The organism is Pseudomonas sp. EL_65y_Pfl1_R83 (assembly GCF_963970695.1).
Classification (GTDB): Bacteria; Pseudomonadota; Gammaproteobacteria; order Pseudomonadales; family Pseudomonadaceae; genus Aquipseudomonas; species Aquipseudomonas tritici.
The window spans coordinates 70,979-86,623 of record NZ_CAXAQI010000011.1 but is presented as its reverse complement, the minus strand read 5'-3'; the positions used below and the strand labels follow the sequence as shown (position 1 = coordinate 86,623).

20 protein-coding genes are annotated in these 15,645 nt (G+C 60.2%); 12 read left to right on the top strand and 8 right to left on the bottom strand.

Annotated elements, in window-relative coordinates; genetic code table 11:
- Positions 1–73 precede the first annotated feature (73 nt).
- From AACY08_RS17110 to AACY08_RS17085, 6 genes are all read left to right on the top strand, one after another.
- A complete protein-coding gene (locus tag AACY08_RS17110) occupies positions 74–1,024 on the top strand; it encodes a choline sulfate utilization transcriptional regulator (RefSeq protein ID WP_339470517.1) in 951 nt (316 codons plus the stop codon).
- Between the two features lie 31 nt (positions 1,025–1,055).
- Positions 1,056–1,382, top strand: a complete 327-nt coding sequence (locus AACY08_RS17105; RefSeq protein ID WP_339470516.1) for a DOPA 4,5-dioxygenase family protein — start codon at positions 1,056–1,058, stop codon at positions 1,380–1,382.
- Between the two features lie 164 nt (positions 1,383–1,546).
- A complete protein-coding gene (locus tag AACY08_RS17100) occupies positions 1,547–2,506 on the top strand; it encodes a 2-dehydro-3-deoxygalactonokinase (protein WP_339470514.1) in 960 nt (319 codons plus the stop codon).
- A 1-nt stretch (position 2,507) separates the two neighbouring features.
- Positions 2,508–3,128, top strand: a complete 621-nt coding sequence (locus tag AACY08_RS17095; RefSeq protein WP_339470513.1) for a 2-dehydro-3-deoxy-6-phosphogalactonate aldolase — start codon at positions 2,508–2,510, stop codon at positions 3,126–3,128.
- Between the two features lie 48 nt (positions 3,129–3,176).
- The gene (gene dgoD / locus AACY08_RS17090) at positions 3,177–4,325 is read left to right on the top strand and encodes a galactonate dehydratase (protein WP_012721479.1); all 1,149 of its coding nucleotides are present in this window, start codon (positions 3,177–3,179) and stop codon (positions 4,323–4,325) included.
- A 124-nt stretch (positions 4,326–4,449) separates the two neighbouring features.
- Positions 4,450–5,760, top strand: a complete 1,311-nt coding sequence (locus AACY08_RS17085; protein ID WP_339470512.1) for an MFS transporter — start codon at positions 4,450–4,452, stop codon at positions 5,758–5,760.
- Between the two features lie 146 nt (positions 5,761–5,906).
- Here the strand turns inward: AACY08_RS17085 and AACY08_RS17080 are convergent, their stop codons facing one another.
- From AACY08_RS17080 to trpB, 3 genes are all read right to left on the bottom strand, one after another.
- Complete coding sequence (locus AACY08_RS17080; RefSeq protein WP_339470511.1) at positions 5,907–6,347, bottom strand: anti-virulence regulator CigR family protein; 441 nt, start codon at positions 6,345–6,347, stop codon at positions 5,907–5,909.
- 136 nt (positions 6,348–6,483) lie between these two features.
- Positions 6,484–7,293, bottom strand: a complete 810-nt coding sequence (gene trpA / locus AACY08_RS17075) for a tryptophan synthase subunit alpha (RefSeq protein WP_339470510.1) — start codon at positions 7,291–7,293, stop codon at positions 6,484–6,486.
- Complete coding sequence (gene trpB / locus AACY08_RS17070; RefSeq protein WP_339419243.1) at positions 7,293–8,519, bottom strand: tryptophan synthase subunit beta; 1,227 nt, start codon at positions 8,517–8,519, stop codon at positions 7,293–7,295. The genes trpA and trpB overlap by 1 nt, the downstream gene beginning before the upstream one ends.
- A 111-nt stretch (positions 8,520–8,630) precedes the next feature.
- On the opposite strand from trpB, the gene AACY08_RS17065 reads away from it, so the two are divergent.
- The gene (locus tag AACY08_RS17065) at positions 8,631–9,527 is read left to right on the top strand and encodes a LysR family transcriptional regulator (protein ID WP_339470509.1); all 897 of its coding nucleotides are present in this window, start codon (positions 8,631–8,633) and stop codon (positions 9,525–9,527) included.
- On the opposite strand, the gene AACY08_RS17060 is transcribed toward AACY08_RS17065, so the two are convergent.
- On the bottom strand, positions 9,524–9,850 hold the full coding sequence (locus tag AACY08_RS17060; protein WP_032885107.1) for a DUF883 family protein: 327 nt from the start codon (positions 9,848–9,850) through the stop codon (positions 9,524–9,526). The genes AACY08_RS17065 and AACY08_RS17060 overlap by 4 nt on opposite strands.
- Positions 9,851–10,005: 155 nt before the next feature.
- Between AACY08_RS17060 and AACY08_RS17055 the strand changes: the two genes are divergently transcribed.
- Positions 10,006–10,221, top strand: a complete 216-nt coding sequence (locus AACY08_RS17055) for a dodecin (RefSeq protein ID WP_049710778.1) — start codon at positions 10,006–10,008, stop codon at positions 10,219–10,221.
- A gap of 113 nt (positions 10,222–10,334) precedes the next feature.
- Entirely contained in the window at positions 10,335–10,559 is a 225-nt protein-coding gene (locus AACY08_RS17050) for a DUF1161 domain-containing protein (protein WP_049710777.1), read from the top strand.
- Between the two features lie 58 nt (positions 10,560–10,617).
- On the opposite strand, the gene AACY08_RS17045 is transcribed toward AACY08_RS17050, so the two are convergent.
- Entirely contained in the window at positions 10,618–11,619 is a 1,002-nt protein-coding gene (locus AACY08_RS17045) for an LLM class flavin-dependent oxidoreductase (RefSeq protein ID WP_339470508.1), read from the bottom strand.
- 217 nt (positions 11,620–11,836) lie between these two features.
- On the opposite strand from AACY08_RS17045, the gene AACY08_RS17040 reads away from it, so the two are divergent.
- Positions 11,837–12,268 (top strand): OsmC family protein, encoded by a 432-nt coding sequence (locus AACY08_RS17040; protein ID WP_065875609.1) that lies wholly within the window; start codon positions 11,837–11,839, stop codon positions 12,266–12,268.
- Between the two features lie 168 nt (positions 12,269–12,436).
- Positions 12,437–12,676: a DUF1161 domain-containing protein gene (locus AACY08_RS17035; protein ID WP_339419237.1), complete on the top strand. Its 240-nt coding sequence runs from the start codon at positions 12,437–12,439 to the stop codon at positions 12,674–12,676.
- Here AACY08_RS17035 and AACY08_RS17030 read toward each other — a convergent pair whose 3' ends face one another.
- Positions 12,677–13,099 carry a PA0061/PA0062 family lipoprotein gene (locus AACY08_RS17030; RefSeq protein ID WP_339419235.1) on the bottom strand — a complete coding sequence of 141 codons (423 nt, stop codon included), beginning with the start codon at positions 13,097–13,099 and terminating at the stop codon, positions 12,677–12,679. It lies immediately after the preceding gene.
- 142 nt (positions 13,100–13,241) lie between these two features.
- Here AACY08_RS17030 and AACY08_RS17025 point away from each other — a divergent pair, with 142 nt between their 5' ends.
- Positions 13,242–14,285 (top strand): aminopeptidase, encoded by a 1,044-nt coding sequence (locus AACY08_RS17025; protein WP_339470506.1) that lies wholly within the window; start codon positions 13,242–13,244, stop codon positions 14,283–14,285.
- Between the two features lie 86 nt (positions 14,286–14,371).
- Here AACY08_RS17025 and AACY08_RS17020 read toward each other — a convergent pair whose 3' ends face one another.
- Together AACY08_RS17020 and AACY08_RS17015 are read right to left on the bottom strand one after the other, a co-directional pair.
- On the bottom strand, positions 14,372–15,031 hold the full coding sequence (locus tag AACY08_RS17020) for an HAD family hydrolase (RefSeq protein WP_339470505.1): 660 nt from the start codon (positions 15,029–15,031) through the stop codon (positions 14,372–14,374).
- Positions 15,028–15,570 carry a gamma carbonic anhydrase family protein gene (locus AACY08_RS17015; protein ID WP_339470503.1) on the bottom strand — a complete coding sequence of 181 codons (543 nt, stop codon included), beginning with the start codon at positions 15,568–15,570 and terminating at the stop codon, positions 15,028–15,030. The genes AACY08_RS17020 and AACY08_RS17015 overlap by 4 nt, the downstream gene beginning before the upstream one ends.
- Between the last annotated feature and the right edge of the window lie 75 nt (positions 15,571–15,645).

The following is a 15,645-nucleotide window of genomic DNA, read 5'->3' as shown; positions in this document are numbered from 1 at the left end:
TGCGAATGAGCATGCAGCCCATGAAAACTGGGGTAAAGCCCATGAAAAGCAATGTCTAGGATAAGCACAGCTTATGTATGAAGCCCTCGGTGACGTGTCCCTCGATTTGCTGCGTGCCTTCGAAGCCGCAGCGCGCCACCGCAGCTTCACCGCCGCCGCGATGGAGCTGGGCACCACCCAACCGGCCATCAGCCAGCAGATCAAGCGCCTGGAAGAGCAACTGGCGATCCGCTTGTTTGATCGGATCTACCGTGGCATTGAGCTGACCGACGCCGGCGCCCTGTTGTTCGAGCATGTGCAAGGTGGCTTGCAGGCCATCAACCAAGGCCTGAGCGCGATCACCCAACAGGATCAACATGAAGTGCTGCAAGTCGCGACGGACTTTGCGTTTGCCGCCTACTGGTTGATGCCGCGCTTGCACCGCTTTCACCGCGCCAATCCCCAGGTAGACGTAAGCCTGGTGACCAGCGAACGCAACCACGCCACCCTGCGCAGCGATATCGATGTGGCGGTGCTGTTTGGCGATGGCCGTTTCAAGCAGGGCGACAGCCTGTGGCTGTTCAACGAAGAAGTGTTCCCGGTGTGCAGCCCGCAATGGCTGAAGAACCAGGCGACACCGCTGACTGTACAAAATTTGCACGATGTTCCTCTGCTGCACCTGCGTCAGGAAAACAACAGCCAGTGGTTCGACTGGAGCGGTGTGTTTCGCGAGCTGGGTATCACCACTGCACCCACTCCCGGCCAACTGCGCTTCGATAATTACACCCTGCTTATCCAGGCCGCGATTGCCGGCCAGGGCGTAGCCATCGGCTGGCGCCACCTGGTGGATAACTTGCTGGAGCAGGGCTGGTTGTGCCGGCCGGTGAGCGGCACGGTGATCTCGCGTTTCGGCTATTACGTGGTGCAGCCCCAGCGCAAACGCCGGAGGCAATTGGTCGAGCGGTTTGTCGACTGGCTGGTGGCCGAGCAGGCCAGCAGCGCGCAGTCGCTGACCGGGCTGGCCCTGCCGTCCATTGCGGTCTAGGATTTTGCGCACATTGGATCCGGAGTCGGTCATGCAACGTATCAAGGGCTATCACGCCCATATCTACTTTGACGCCAGCACCATTGAGCAGGCGCGCACCTTGTGCGAAGACGCCGCCAAACTCTTCCCGCTGCGCATGGGCCGTGTACACGAACGGCCCGTGGGCCCGCACCCGGACTGGAGCTGCCAGCTGGCGTTCGACGCCGAATACATTGGCGTGGTGTTGCCGTGGTTGGTGATCCATCGCAATGGGCTGGTGGTGTTCCTGCACCCCGATACCGGCGATGAGCTGAAGGATCACACCGACTACGCGGTGTGGATGGGGGCGGTGCGCGAGCTGGATCTGTCTGTTTTGTAACCTCTTTCTAATCCGCAACCCCCTGCTGCCTTAAAGGGTTGTGGGATTTTACGTGCTTAACTCCCAATATGTGGGACTGTTATTTATATATTGAGATATTCCTGATCATAGGTTTATATTCGCCCATCTGCTTTTTTCAGCACCCACTCATTTCAGGTGAAGCGATGCAGGCGCAATTGATCGCGCTCGATTGGGGAACCAGTTCCCTTCGTGCTTATAAACTCGGCCCCGCAGGCGTAGTGCTGGAACAGCGCTCGCTGGCGTGGGGCATCATGCATTTGCCCAGCGAGCCCCGCGACATCGCCGGCGTGCGCTGCAGCGATGGCTTCGAGTTGGCGTTCGACGCGGCATGCGGGGCTTGGCTCGAGGCGCAACCCGACCTCCCGGTGATCGCCTGCGGTATGGTCGGCAGCGCCCAGGGTTGGAGCGAAGCGGCTTATCGCAATACGCCCGTCGACGTCGCCCGCTTGGGTCAGGCGCTTCATAAGGTGCGCAGCCAGCGCGGGGTTGATGTGCATATCGTGCCCGGTGTGATCGAGCAAAGCGGTTTGCCCAACGTGATGCGCGGCGAAGAAACCCAAGTATTGGGCGTGCTGCAAGGGTTGGGCGCCGATGTATTGATCGGCCTGCCCGGCAGCCATTCCAAGTGGGTCGAGGTGGTCGATGGCTGCATCACTCACTTCGATACCTTCATGACCGGTGAGCTGTTTGCAGTGCTGAGCAAGCACAGCATCCTTGGCCGTACCCAGCAACCGTCCGCAATATTCCAGGCCGAAGCGTTTGACCGAGGCGTGCAAGTGGCGCTCTCCAAAGACGGCCTGCGCGGCGTGCTGTCCACCTTGTTCAGCGCGCGCACCCTTGGGCTCACCGCCCAACTCGCCCCCGACGAACAGCCCGATTACCTCTCGGGTTTGCTCATCGGCCATGAACTCGCCGGCTTGCCCGGCAAAGCCAAACACACGCCGATCATTCTGGTCGGTGCCGCGCCGCTCTGCGCCCGCTATCAACGCGCCCTCGCCCTCTGCGGCTTCGCCCACGTCAGCCTGGCGCAGGAAGCCAGCGAACGCGGCCTGTGGCAACTGGCAGTGGCGGCCGGGCTCACTCAACCTGTATCGGAGGCCTGACATGCTCAAGCAAGCACTCGCGCAAAACGGTTTGATCGCCATCCTGCGCGGCATCCGCCCGGACGAAGCCAAGGCCGTTGGCCAGGTGCTGTACGAGGCCGGGTTTCGGGTGATCGAAGTCCCGCTGAATTCGCCTGACCCTTACACCAGCATTCGTACTCTGCGCGACAGCCTGCCCGCCGATTGCCTGATCGGTGCCGGTACGGTGTTGCTGCCTGAGCAGGTCGAGCAGGTAAAAGCCGCGGGTGGCCAGGTGATCGTGATGCCTCACAGCGATGCCAAGGTGTTGCGTGCCGCGAAAACGGCGGGGCTGTTCCTGTCGCCGGGTGTGGCGACGCCGACCGAAGCCTTCGCCGCATTGGCCGAAGGCGCCGACGTATTGAAGCTGTTCCCGGCCGAGCAAATGGGCCCGGCTGTGATCAAGGCGTGGCTGGCGGTATTGCCGGCAGGCACCTTGCTGCTGCCGGTGGGTGGCATCACCCCGGACAACATGCAGGTGTTCATCGACGCCGGCGCTAAAGGCTTCGGGCTGGGTTCCGGGTTGTTCAAACCGGGCATGACAGTGGATCAGGTAGCGAGCCGCGCCCAGGCTTATGTCGCCGCCTGGAAAGCCCTGAGCTGACTATAAGTTCCGCGCCCACAGGCGCTGCATCTATAAGAGAGATAACAGATGAAAATCACCAAACTGACGACCTTTATCGTCCCGCCGCGCTGGTGCTTCCTCAAGGTCGAGACCGACCAAGGTGTGACCGGCTGGGGTGAGCCCGTGGTAGAGGGCCGCGCCCACACCGTGGCGGCTGCCGTCGAAGAACTGTCCGACTACCTGATCGGCAAAGACCCACGCAACATCGAAGACATCTGGACTGTGCTCTATCGCGGTGGCTTCTACCGCGGCGGCGCCGTGCACATGAGCGCCCTCGCCGGTATCGACCAGGCGCTGTGGGACATCAAGGGCAAGGCTCTTGGCGTGTCGGTCAGCGACTTGCTCGGTGGTCAGGTGCGCGACAAGATCCGCGTGTACTCGTGGATCGGCGGCGACCGCCCGGCCGACACCGCTCGTGCTGCCCAGGAAGCCGTGGCCCGTGGCTTCACTGCGGTGAAAATGAACGGCACCGAGGAATTGCAGTTCGTCGACAGCTTCGAAAAAGTCGACTTGGCTTTGGCCAACGTCGCCGCCGTGCGTGATGCCGTCGGCCCGAACGTCGGCATTGGCGTCGACTTCCATGGCCGGGTGCACAAGCCCATGGCCAAGGTGCTGATGAAAGAACTGGACCCGTACAAACTGATGTTTATCGAAGAGCCGGTGCTCAGCGAAAACTACGAAGCCCTCAAGGAACTGGCGCCACTGACCAGCACCCCGATTGCCCTGGGCGAGCGCCTGTTCTCGCGCTGGGACTTCAAGCGCGTGCTCAGCGAAGGCTACGTCGACATCATCCAGCCGGACGCCTCCCACGCTGGCGGCATCACCGAAACCCGCAAGATCGCGAACATGGCCGAAGCCTACGACGTGGCCCTGGCCCTGCACTGCCCGCTGGGCCCGATTGCCCTGGCGGCTTGCCTGCAACTGGACGCGGTTTGCTACAACGCGTTTATCCAGGAGCAAAGCCTGGGCATTCACTACAACGAGAGCAACGACTTGCTCGACTATGTGAAGGACCCGCGTGTATTCGATTACGACAAAGGCTTCGTGAAAATCCCTAACGGACCGGGCCTGGGTATCGAGATCAACGAGGAATACGTGATCGAACGCGCGGCCATCGGCCATCGCTGGCGCAACCCGATCTGGCGCCATGCCGACGGCAGCTTCGCCGAGTGGTGAGTCCTGACTGAAGGCGCGCGGTCAGAAATGTGGGAGCCGGCTTGCTCGCGCCCACATTTTTGATCCGGTTTCTTCAGTCAGCGCCATTCCAGACCTCAATAAACATAAGAAGAGGCACCCCCTCATGCACCCTGCATCCTCCACCGGGCAGGCGTCTTTAGTCACGCCTACCAGAAAGCGTTTTTTCATCATGGTGCTGCTGTTCATCACCGTGGTGATCAACTACCTCGACCGCAGCAACCTGTCGATCGCCGCCCCGGCGCTGACCAGTGAACTGGGGATCGACCCGGTGCACGTCGGCCTGATCTTCTCGGCCTTCGGCTGGACCTACGCCGCCATGCAAATCCCCGGTGGCTGGCTGGTCGACCGCGTGCCACCGCGCATCCTCTACACCGCTGCGCTGCTGTTGTGGTCCATCGCCACCGTGATGCTCGGCTTCGCCGCCAGCTTTATCGCGTTGTTCGTGCTGCGCATGGCGGTGGGCGCGCTGGAAGCGCCGGCCTACCCGATCAACAGCCGTGTGGTCACCACTTGGTTTCCCGAGCGCGAGCGCGCCACGGCGATTGGCGTCTACACCTCGGGCCAGTTTGTCGGGCTGGCGTTTCTCACGCCGGTACTGGCTTGGCTGCAGCACGCATTTGGTTGGCACATGGTGTTTGTCGCGACCGGTGGCGTGGGCATTGTGTGGGCGCTGATCTGGTACGCGGTGTACCGCGAGCCCAAGGATTTCAAAGGCGCGAACGCTGCGGAAATCGAGCTGATCCGTGAAGGCGGCGGGCTGGTGGACATGCAGGAAAAAACCGTCAAGGCGCCGTTCAGTTGGGTCGACCTGGGCATCGTGTTGAGCAAACGCAAACTCTGGGGGATCTACCTGGGGCAGTTCTGCCTCAACTCCACGCTGTGGTTCTTCCTGACCTGGTTCCCGACCTATTTGGTGAAGTATCGCGGCATGGACTTCATCAAGTCCGGCCTGCTGGCGTCCTTGCCATTTCTAGCGGCGTTTGTTGGTGTGCTGTGTTCCGGGATCTTTTCCGACTGGCTGATTCGCCGAGGTGCGTCGGTGGGCTTCGCACGCAAGTTGCCGATCATCAGTGGGCTGTTGATTTCCACGGCGATCATCGGCGCCAACTATGTGGACTCGACCGCGTGGGTAATTGCGTTCCTGGCCGTGGCGTTCTTTGGTAATGGCCTGGCGTCGATCACCTGGTCGCTGGTCTCGACTCTCGCGCCTGCACGGTTGCTGGGTTTGACCGGTGGGGTGTTCAACTTCATCGGCAACCTGTCGGCGATTGCTACACCGATCGTGATTGGCTTTTTGGCCAGCGGTGATTCGTTCGCGCCGGCGATTACCTATATTGCGGTGCTGGCGTTGCTTGGGGCGCTTTCCTATATCTTGCTGGTCGGCAAGGTCGAGCGGATCGAATTGAATGAGTAGCGCGTAGTGAGCGGGCTTGACCCGCGCTGGGCTGTGCAGCAGCCCAAAACCACACACCATATTCTGTCAGGCAGAAAGCGGTGTCTTCATTGGGGCGGCTTCGCCATCCATCGCGGGTCAAGCCCGCTCAAAGCTATTACTCGGCGTTAGTTGAGCACACCATCCAAGATCTCGTAGACGACGCCCGTACCCACGGCGATCAGTACCACATCCGGCCCCGAACGGCGCCATTCATAGCCCGGGTACACCGGCAGGCGTGCCAGGGCACGGCCGTCGAGGCGTTCACCGTAGTAACCACGCGGCAATGGCTGGCCACGTACCAGGCGCACGTTCGGCGGAGGCGGTGTGCCACGGGAGAACTGGCCGTGATTGTCGTGGATGATCTGCCGCACCGGGCCGAAGTCCTTGGGTGGGCCGCCGCGACGGTTGTCCTGAGGACCGCGATGCTCGTCGCCACGTTGTTCGTGCTGGCCTTGTGGGCCGCCACGGTCAGGGCCGCCTTGGTCATATGGCGCGGCTTGCACCAGGGCGCTGGCGCCGAGCACTAGCACGCCAAGGCCTGCAATCACGGATTTGGGCATTTTCATCGGGTATTCCTCAGGGCACACACACACAAAAGGGATCTCGAACGAGGTTCGAGATCCCTTGGTCTTGCTGTTTAGGCTGTGTCCGAGCGGGTTGATTCCTCTGTATCAGGAACTTTACCTACTGGTTACGGGGCCTTTACTTACGGGCGTTACGTACGCCTTCCGACAGCGCCGCGCAGAGGGTCAACACACCGTCGATGGCTTGTTGGTCATTGCTGGCATTGGCGATTTGATCGATCAGCGCCGAACCCACCACCACACCGTCCGCCAACCGCGCGATAGCCGCTGCTTGTTCCGGTGTACGAATACCGAAACCAATGCTGATCGGCAGGTCGGTATGCCGACGCAGGCGGGTCACGGCTTCTTCGACGTGCTCCAGGGTAGCGGCGCCGGCACCGGTCACACCAGCCACCGACACGTAGTACACAAAGCCGGAGCTGCCGTTGAGGACGGTCGGCAGGCGCACGTCATCGGTGGTCGGCGTGGTCAGGCGGATAAAGTCGATACCGGCGGCCTGGGCCGGGTCGCACAGTTCGCCGTTATGCTCAGGCGGCATGTCGACCACGATCACGCCATCCACGCCGGCTTCCTTGGCGTCGGCGATGAACTGCGGCACGCCGTATTTGTGGATCGGGTTGAAGTAGCCCATCAATACCAGCGGCGTGTCGTTGTTGTCCTTGCGGAACTCGCGGACCATTTGCAGGGTTTTCGCCAGGTTCTGCTTGGCTTCCAGCGCACGGATGTTAGCCAGCTGGATCGCCGGGCCGTCGGCCATCGGGTCGGTGAAAGGCATGCCCAGCTCGATCACGTCGGCGCCAGCGGTGGGCAAGCCCTTGAGGATCGCCAGCGAGGTGTCATAACCGGGGTCGCCGGCGGTGACGAAGGTCACCAGGGCGGCACGGTTTTGTTCTTTCAGCTGCGCAAAGCGGGTTTGCAGGCGGCTCATTAGTGTTTCTCCTGCTGGGACTGTTCCATGTGGTGCATCACGGTCTGCATGTCTTTGTCGCCACGGCCGGACAAGTTCACCACCATCAGGTGATCTTTCGGCAGGGTCGGTGCGCGTTTGAATACTTCGGCCAGGGCGTGGGCAGTTTCCAGAGCGGGAATAATCCCTTCCAGGCGGCAGCATTTGTGAAACGCTTCCAGGGCTTCGTGGTCGGTCACCGACGTGTACTGGGCGCGGCCGATGTCATGCAACCAGGCGTGTTCCGGGCCGATGCCGGGGTAGTCGAGGCCGGCGGAAATCGAGTGGGCGTCGATGATCTGGCCGTCGTCGTCCTGCAGCAGGAAGGTGCGGTTGCCGTGCAGCACACCCGGTACGCCGCCGTTGAGGCTGGCGGCATGCTTGCCGGTTTCGATGCCATAGCCTGCCGCTTCAACGCCGATGATTTCGACGCTGGTGTCATTCAGGAACGGGTGGAACAGGCCCATGGCGTTCGAGCCACCGCCGATACACGCCACCAGGCTGTCCGGCAGGCGACCTTCCTGGGCTTGCATCTGGTCACGGGTTTCCTTGCCGATCACTGCCTGGAAGTCGCGCACCATTGCAGGGTACGGGTGCGGGCCAGCCACGGTGCCGATCAGGTAGAAGGTGTCATCAACGTTGGTCACCCAGTCGCGCAGGGCTTCGTTCATCGCGTCTTTGAGCGTGCCGGTGCCGGACACTACCGGGATCACTTTGGCGCCCAACAGTTTCATGCGGAACACGTTGGCCTGTTGGCGCTCGATGTCGGTGGTGCCCATGTAGATCACGCAGTCGAGGCCGAAGCGCGCAGCCACGGTGGCGGTGGCCACACCGTGCATGCCGGCGCCGGTCTCGGCGATGATGCGTTTTTTGCCCATGCGCCGCGCCAGCAGGATCTGGCCGATGCAGTTGTTGATCTTGTGCGCGCCGGTGTGGTTTAGCTCTTCGCGCTTGAGGTAAATCTTGGCGCCGCCGCAGAACTCGGTCAGCCGCTCGGCGAAATACAGCGGGCTTGGTCGACCGACGTAGTCGCGCTGGAAGTAGGCCAATTCCTCGTTGAATGCCGGATCAATCTTGGCCGCTTCGTATTCACGGGCCAGCTCAAGGATCAACGGCATCAGGGTTTCAGCGACGTAGCGGCCGCCGAACGCGCCAAACAGGCCGTTGGCGTCAGGGCCGTTGCGTAGATCGGTCTGGGACTGAGTCATGGGACGCTCCAGGAAAAGAATCGGTGTGAGAAACAATGAGGGCCACTCTACCCCTGACGGCCTATGCTGAAAACCGATAAGATCGCCGTAACCTGTCAGGAAAACTCACAGATGAGCCGAGACCTTCCACCCCTCAATGCCCTTCGCGCGTTTGAAGCCACCGCGCGGTTGAACAGCGTCAGCCAAGCGGCTGAGCAATTGCACGTGACCCACGGTGCCGTCAGTCGGCAGTTGAAGGTGTTGGAGGAGCACCTCGGTGTCAGCTTGTTCGTCAAGGATGGGCGCGGCCTTAAACTCACAGATTCCGGCGTGCGGCTTCGGGATGCCAGCGCCGAAGCCTTCGAGCGATTAAGGGATGCATGTGCAGAGCTGACCCAGGCCAGCGCTGACGCGCCCTTCGTGCTTGGCTGTTCAGGTAGCCTGCTGGCGCGTTGGTTGATCCCGCGCCTGGGTCGCTTGAATGCGGACCTTCCGGATTTGCGCCTGCACCTGTCGGCAGGTGACGGTGATCTTGATCCTCGCCGCCCGGGCCTGGACGCCCTGCTGGTGTTTGCCGAACCGCCTTGGCCGGCGGATATGCAGGTGTATGAACTGGCCAGTGAACGCATCGGCCCGGTGATGAGCCCGCGTTTTACCGGCTACGAGCGGATGCGCGAGGCGCCCGCCGCTGCGTTGTGCGATGAGGCGTTACTGCACACCACATCGCGCCCGCAAGCTTGGCCCAGTTGGGCGCAGCAACACGGCATCAAGCCGGACGCGTTGAAACACGGCCAGGGTTTTGAGCATTTGTACTATTTACTGGAGGCGGCGGTGGCTGGGCTGGGTGTGGCGATTGCGCCGCAACCGCTGGTAGCAGAGGACTTGCGGGCGGGTCGCCTAGTGGCGCCGTGGGGGTTCAGCGAAACCCCGGCGCACCTGGCGTTGTGGCTACCCAAGCGCGCCGCAGACGGGCGCGCCGGGCAACTGGCGCAGTGGCTCAAGGCTGAGCTGTTGCGCCAGCCTATTTAGTCACCACGTTTGCACAGCAGATAGGCCGCCAGCAGACCCAATGCGCCTACAGCAACGCCGGCTGTAGTCCATGGGTGCTCTTGCGCGTAATCACGGGTAGCAACACTGGTTTCGCGAATTTTGACTTTGCTTTCTTCGTAGGCATCGCTGATCAGATGACGGGAATGCTTGAGGGCATTCTCGGCATTGCTTTTCAGGGCCTTCAACGTTTTGCGCGACTCGTCGGACGCATCGTCCTTGAGGCTCTCAAGGGACTTGAGTAGGCTCGAAATCTCGGCTTCCATGCTTTCCAGCGATGCTTTGCGTAAAGAAGTGTTGGCCATGTGGACATCTCCTGAAGTGATTGAGTGGCGTGTGTAGATACCGACTGCGGCCTATTCAAAAAGTGCAGTAAATCTGAACTTTCGAGGACGAATCGTCGACAGAAGCAGTAGGAACATTGACTGCTACGCTCACTAGAGACCTCAGGAGAAACGCCATGTCTGATCATCACACCTACAAGAAAGTCGAATTGGTGGGTTCGTCCACCACCAGCATCGAAGACGCCATCAACAATGCGGTGGCTGAAGCCAACAAGAGCATCAAGCACCTGGAATGGTTTGAGGTGACTGAAACCCGCGGCCATATCGAGAATGGCAAGGTCGCGCACTATCAGGTCACGCTCAAGGTAGGGTTCCGAATTGCCAGCAGTTGATCCTGTGAGTTGAACTTGCTGACTGGCCGATTGCCATAACCTGCGCTACAACGTTGGGGTGCCGAGGCGACAGCCTCGGCACGTTCTATTCGATCAGCGTAAGGAAGTAACGGATGAAGAAGTTTCTGTTAGCAGTCGGTCTGTTGAGCATTGCAGGTACTGCCCTGGCGGCGGGCAAGCCATGCGAAGAGCTGAAAAGCGAAATCGCAGCGAAAATCGACGCCAAGGGCGCGTCAGGTTATTCCCTCGAAGTGGTGGATAAAGGCGCTTCTACCGACGCTCAAGTGGTCGGCAGCTGCGAAGGCGGCACCAAGGAAATCGTCTACAAGCGCGGTTAACCTCGTGCTCCAGACATAAAAAACCGACGCGGGTGCGTCGGTTTTTTTCGCCTCGGTTTTAGCCTTTCATTACTTGCGCGAGCAGCTCGTAGGAATGAATCCGGTCAGCGTGTTCGTACAGGTCGCTGGTGAAAATCAGCTCATCGGCGCCGGTCTGCTCGATCAACACCTCCAGCTTGGCGCGAATCTTCGCCGGGCCGCCGACCATCGCCAGGCCCAGGAAGCTGCCGACCGCGTCTTTCTCGTGAGGGAGCCACAGGCCATCCATGGTGTTCACCGGTGGGCGCTGCACCAGGCTCTGGCCGCGCATCAGTGCAAGGATGCGTTGGTACACCGAAGTGGCCAGGTAGTCGGCCTGCTCATCAGTGTCTGCGGCGACCAGCGGAATGCCGAGCATCACGTAGGGTTTGTCCAGCACGGCTGAAGGCTTGAAGTGGTTGCGGTAGACGCGAATCGCTTCATGCATCAAGCGCGGTGCGAAATGCGAGGCGAATGCGTAGGGCAAACCGCGTTCGCCAGCCAGTTGTGCGCTGAACAGGCTGGAACCGAGCAGCCAGACCGGCACATTGGTACCGCTGCCGGGCACCGCAATAACCCGTTGGTCGGGCGTACGTGGGCCCAGGTAGGCCATCAGTTCGGCCACATCGTCCGGGAAATCATCTGCGCTGCCGGAGCGTTCACGGCGCAGCGCGCGGGCGGTCATCTGGTCAGAGCCGGGCGCGCGGCCCAGGCCCAGGTCGATACGCCCGGGGTAGAGGCTTTCCAGGGTGCCGAACTGTTCGGCGATCACCAATGGCGCGTGGTTGGGCAGCATGATGCCGCCGGAGCCGACGCGAATGGTCGAGGTGCCGCCGGCCAGGTAACCCAGCAATACCGAGGTGGCAGAGCTGGCGATGCCGTCCATGTTGTGGTGTTCGGCCACCCAGAAACGGTTATAGCCAAACTTCTCCACATGCTGGGCCAGGTCCAGGGAATTACGCAGCGCCTGCGCCGGGCTGCCGTTGGCGCGCACGGGCACGAGGTCAAGGGTCGAGAATTTTACGTCGGACAGCGATTTCATAAGCCTGCTTCTCCAATGGGGGCGCAGGCTTCTTAGACGAACCAAAACCTGCCGCTTCATGTGCATGGTCTATGCAATGAGGGCATATACCCGAGATTCAATAGCGGAATGGAAATTTCCTACTAAATTGCTAGGTTTCTCCGACAAGATGAACTTTGCCACGCCAACTATCCTCAGAACCCTTACTGAAGCAAAACCACCGTTCGAGGAGACCGCTATGAGTATTGTTAAAAAAGCATCCGCGCATTGGGAAGGTGACCTGAAGACTGGCCTGGGTTCCATTTCTACGGAGACCGGGGTATTGCGTGAAGCGCCCTACGGCTTCAAGGCCCGTTTCGAAGGCGGCAAAGGCACCAACCCTGAAGAATTGATTGGCGCGGCCCACGCTGGCTGTTTCTCCATGGCGTTTTCCATGATTCTCGGCGACGCCGGGCTCAAGGCTGACAGCATCGACACCCAGGCTGACGTCACTCTGGATCAGGTCGAGGGTGGTTTTGCGATCACCGCCGTGCACTTGACCCTCAAGGCCAAGATCCCTGGCGCGAGCCAGGCGCAGTTCGATGAGCTGAGCAAGAAGGCCAAGGAAGGATGCCCGGTGTCCAAGGTGTTGAATGCAACCATCACCCTGGATGGCACGCTGGTTAACTGACACAGCAGATCCAATGTGGGAGCTGGCTTGTCGAATCGTCGATCCGACAAGTCAGCTCCCACACTTAGTTATGCGTTAAATCAGAACTCGTGTTTCACAAATGTGGTCCTATAGCCATTGCAGCCTTAGCCACATACTCGTGCGCAATGCATTCAGGGAGCTTCACACATGAAACGTTTTGCCTTGGCGATCTTCTGCGGTGTATTGGCCACATCGGCTGTGGCCGCTCCGAAAGATTGTGAAGAGCTCAGGAAAGAGATCGAGGTAAAGATCCAGGCCAAGGCTATCCCCTCCTACACCCTGGAAATCATTACCGCCGAAGAAGCCAAGAATCACGACAGGGCGATGCTTGTCGGTTCGTGCGAAAACGGTACCAAGCGTATCCTCTACCAGAAGAACAACGACTGATCAGATGCAGTTGACGCTACGTTCTTGCGCGAGCAACTGACGCGCCGAGTCATACAGCCGGATATTAGGTGTGAAGGCCAGCGAGCGCCCTTCCAGCACATAGCGCTGGCCAGCCTGGAAGTGGTCGTATTGCAGGGTCATGAAGCAGGTGCGATACATCATCGAGCTGAGTCCGCCCAGACCACCGCCTGCCGGCACTTCAAAATCGAAGCGCACCATTAATTCGTGACTGCCGGGCGGCATTTGGAAGTAACGCCCATCATTGAGGTTCTTACCGTCCAAACGCTGTGCCATCACCAGCCTGGATCCCGGCGTCGGCGTAGTGAAATCGACCCAGGCCTGTTGCGGGTCTGCCGGTGGCACAGGGGTTGTGGTGCAGGCACTGAGGAATAGGGCGGCGACGGGAAGCAAGAGCTGACGCATGGCAGGCACTCAACAGGATGAAAGAACTAAGCCTGGCGCCGACGGCAACAGACACCCTGTGAGTATAAACACGTCATGCCATGGAAAAACTCCACGCCGGCACGATAGTCTGGCGAGCAAATTTCCCAGGAGCGGTCGGGGCATGGTCAGGCGTTTTCTTCCAGGGCTGATGGTGGTGGTGCTCAGCGGCTGCTCGAGCGTGAGCTATTACAGCCAATTGGCGAGTGGCCAGTGGCAATTGCTGCGGGCCCGGGAGCCGGTGGCGCAGGTCATCGCTGACCCTTCCCGCCCACTGCTGCTGCGCGAGCACCTGGCGCAATCACAAAAAGCGCGAACGTTCGCCAGTGAACATCTGCACCTGCCTGACAACCAGAGTTACAGGCTGTACGCCGATATCGGCCGGCCTTATGTGGTCTGGAATGTCTTCGCCACGCAAGAATTTTCCCTTTCACCTGAAACCCATTGCTTCCCTATTGCCGGTTGCGTGGCCTATCGCGGTTACTACAACCAGGGCGCGGCGCGGGGCGAAGCGGCGTTGTTGAGGCAGCGTGGCATGGATGTGTCGATTGGCGGCGTCGAGGCTTACTCCACATTGGGTTGGTTTAATGACCCGATCATGAATTCGATGTTGAACTGGGGGGATGAACGCCTGGCCACGCTGATTTTTCATGAGCTGGCGCACCAGCGCTTCTATGTGAAGGACGACACCGAGTTCAATGAATCATTTGCCAACTTCGTTGAGCAGGAAGGCACTCGCCAGTGGCGAGCCGTGCGAGGTTTGGCACCGCTCAGCAGTGCAATACTGCAGCAGCGCGACCAATTTATCCGCCTGATTCTCGATACCCGTAAACGCCTGGAAGCGCTCTACGCCAAGCCCTTGGCGGCCGCCGTGATGCGCCAGGCCAAGGCCGCGCAGTTCGAGCGCTTGCGCAGTGATTACCGACAATTGCGCGATAGCCAGTGGGGCGGTGATAAGCGGTATGACGCCTGGATCAACCAGCCGATGAACAATGCGCGGCTGTTGCCGTTTGGGTTGTATGACAGGTGGGTACCGGCGTTTGCGGCGTTGTTTGCGCAGGAGGGTGGGGATTGGGTGAGGTTTTATGCGGCGGTGGAGAAGATGGGCGGGTTGCCGGTGGAGCAGCGTAGAGCGGCGTTGCAACAGTTGGAAGGTGTTGGGCTTTAGGGCCTCATCGCAGGCAAGCCAGCTCCCACATGGGTCCTCTGTACACCGGTCAAAATGTGCGAGCTGGCTTGCCTGCGAACGCTATCTCAAGAACGCTGCATAAACGCCTGATGCATCTCGGCCAATGTCTCAAAATGCCAAGTCGGCGCCTCGGCATTCAACTCCTCAAAACTGCCAAACCCGTACCCCACCGCCGCCGAATCCAGCCCGTTGCTGCGCGCGCCGATCAGGTCATGCTTGCGATCACCAATCATCAAGGTGGTGGCCGGGTCCAGGCCTTCCTCACTGATCAGGTGGGCGATCAACTCGACTTTATTGGTGCGCGTGCCGTCCAGCTCGCTGCCGTAGATCACGTTAAAATGCCTGGCAAAATCGAAGTGCCGGGCGATCTCGCGGGCAAACACCCAAGGCTTGGACGTCGCCACATACAGTTGGCGGCCCTGGCTATTCAGGTCATCCAATAGCGGCATCACGCCGTCGAACACGCGGTTCTCATACAAACCGGTCACTTTGAAACGCTCGCGATAGAAATTCACCGCCTCCCAGGCCTTGGCTTCATCGAAGTCGTAGAACTGCATAAAGGCTTGCAGCAACGGCGGGCCGATAAAATGTTCCAGCTTTGTCAGGTCCGGCTCGTCGATACCCAGCTTGCCGAGGGCGTACTGGATCGAACGGGTGATGCCCTCGCGCGGGTCGGTGAGGGTGCCGTCCAAGTCGAACAGGACGGTTTGGTAGGGCAGGCTCATCGGTCGAATCCTTCAGCCAGGTGCAGGTCTTTGAGCTTCACGTAGTTCGCGGCGCTGTAGGTGAAAAAGGCGCGCTCCTTGTCAGTCAATGCGCGGACTTGTTTAACCGGGCTGCCAACATACAAAAAACCGCTTTCGAGCTTCTTGCCCGGTGGCACCAGGCTGCCGGCGCCGATGATCACGTCATCTTCCACCACCGCGCCGTCCATCACGATGCTGCCCATGCCGATCAGGATGCGGTTGCCCACGGTGCAGCCGTGCAACATGACTTTGTGGGCGATGGTTACATCGTCGCCGATCAACAGCGGGAAGCCGTCCGGGTTGAACGGCCCGGCGTGAGTAATGTGCAATACGCAGCCATCCTGCACGCTGGTGCGTGCACCGATGCGGATGCGGTGCATGTCGCCACGAATCACGGTCAGCGGCCAAACCGAGCTGTCGGCGCCGATTTCGACATCGCCGATCACCACCGCCGAAACATCGACAAAAGCCCCGGCGCACAGGGTTGGCGTGTGGTTCTGATAGGTGCGAAGGGTCACGATAGCCTCTCTCTCTTCTGCTGATAGCTGCGGTGGGTGTTGATTGTAATTAAGATGGCCCCATCTTTGTCTTAT

Bases quoted from the DNA above. Each gene is read 5' to 3' on its own strand.
- AACY08_RS17110 (WP_339470517.1), top strand. From the start codon at position 74: ATGTATGAAGCCCTCGGTGACGTGTCCCTCGATTTGCTGCGTGCCTTC.
- AACY08_RS17105 (WP_339470516.1), top strand. From the start codon at position 1,056: ATGCAACGTATCAAGGGCTATCACGCCCATATCTACTTTGACGCCAGC.
- AACY08_RS17100 (WP_339470514.1), top strand. From the start codon at position 1,547: ATGCAGGCGCAATTGATCGCGCTCGATTGGGGAACCAGTTCCCTTCGT.
- AACY08_RS17095 (WP_339470513.1), top strand. From the start codon at position 2,508: ATGCTCAAGCAAGCACTCGCGCAAAACGGTTTGATCGCCATCCTGCGC.
- dgoD (WP_012721479.1), top strand. From the start codon at position 3,177: ATGAAAATCACCAAACTGACGACCTTTATCGTCCCGCCGCGCTGGTGC.
- AACY08_RS17085 (WP_339470512.1), top strand. From the start codon at position 4,450: ATGCACCCTGCATCCTCCACCGGGCAGGCGTCTTTAGTCACGCCTACC.
- AACY08_RS17080 (WP_339470511.1), bottom strand. From the start codon at position 6,347: ATGAAAATGCCCAAATCCGTGATTGCAGGCCTTGGCGTGCTAGTGCTC.
- trpA (WP_339470510.1), bottom strand. From the start codon at position 7,293: ATGAGCCGCCTGCAAACCCGCTTTGCGCAGCTGAAAGAACAAAACCGT.
- trpB (WP_339419243.1), bottom strand. From the start codon at position 8,519: ATGACTCAGTCCCAGACCGATCTACGCAACGGCCCTGACGCCAACGGC.
- AACY08_RS17065 (WP_339470509.1), top strand. From the start codon at position 8,631: ATGAGCCGAGACCTTCCACCCCTCAATGCCCTTCGCGCGTTTGAAGCC.
- AACY08_RS17060 (WP_032885107.1), bottom strand. From the start codon at position 9,850: ATGGCCAACACTTCTTTACGCAAAGCATCGCTGGAAAGCATGGAAGCC.
- AACY08_RS17055 (WP_049710778.1), top strand. From the start codon at position 10,006: ATGTCTGATCATCACACCTACAAGAAAGTCGAATTGGTGGGTTCGTCC.
- AACY08_RS17050 (WP_049710777.1), top strand. From the start codon at position 10,335: ATGAAGAAGTTTCTGTTAGCAGTCGGTCTGTTGAGCATTGCAGGTACT.
- AACY08_RS17045 (WP_339470508.1), bottom strand. From the start codon at position 11,619: ATGAAATCGCTGTCCGACGTAAAATTCTCGACCCTTGACCTCGTGCCC.
- AACY08_RS17040 (WP_065875609.1), top strand. From the start codon at position 11,837: ATGAGTATTGTTAAAAAAGCATCCGCGCATTGGGAAGGTGACCTGAAG.
- AACY08_RS17035 (WP_339419237.1), top strand. From the start codon at position 12,437: ATGAAACGTTTTGCCTTGGCGATCTTCTGCGGTGTATTGGCCACATCG.
- AACY08_RS17030 (WP_339419235.1), bottom strand. From the start codon at position 13,099: ATGCGTCAGCTCTTGCTTCCCGTCGCCGCCCTATTCCTCAGTGCCTGC.
- AACY08_RS17025 (WP_339470506.1), top strand. From the start codon at position 13,242: ATGGTCAGGCGTTTTCTTCCAGGGCTGATGGTGGTGGTGCTCAGCGGC.
- AACY08_RS17020 (WP_339470505.1), bottom strand. From the start codon at position 15,031: ATGAGCCTGCCCTACCAAACCGTCCTGTTCGACTTGGACGGCACCCTC.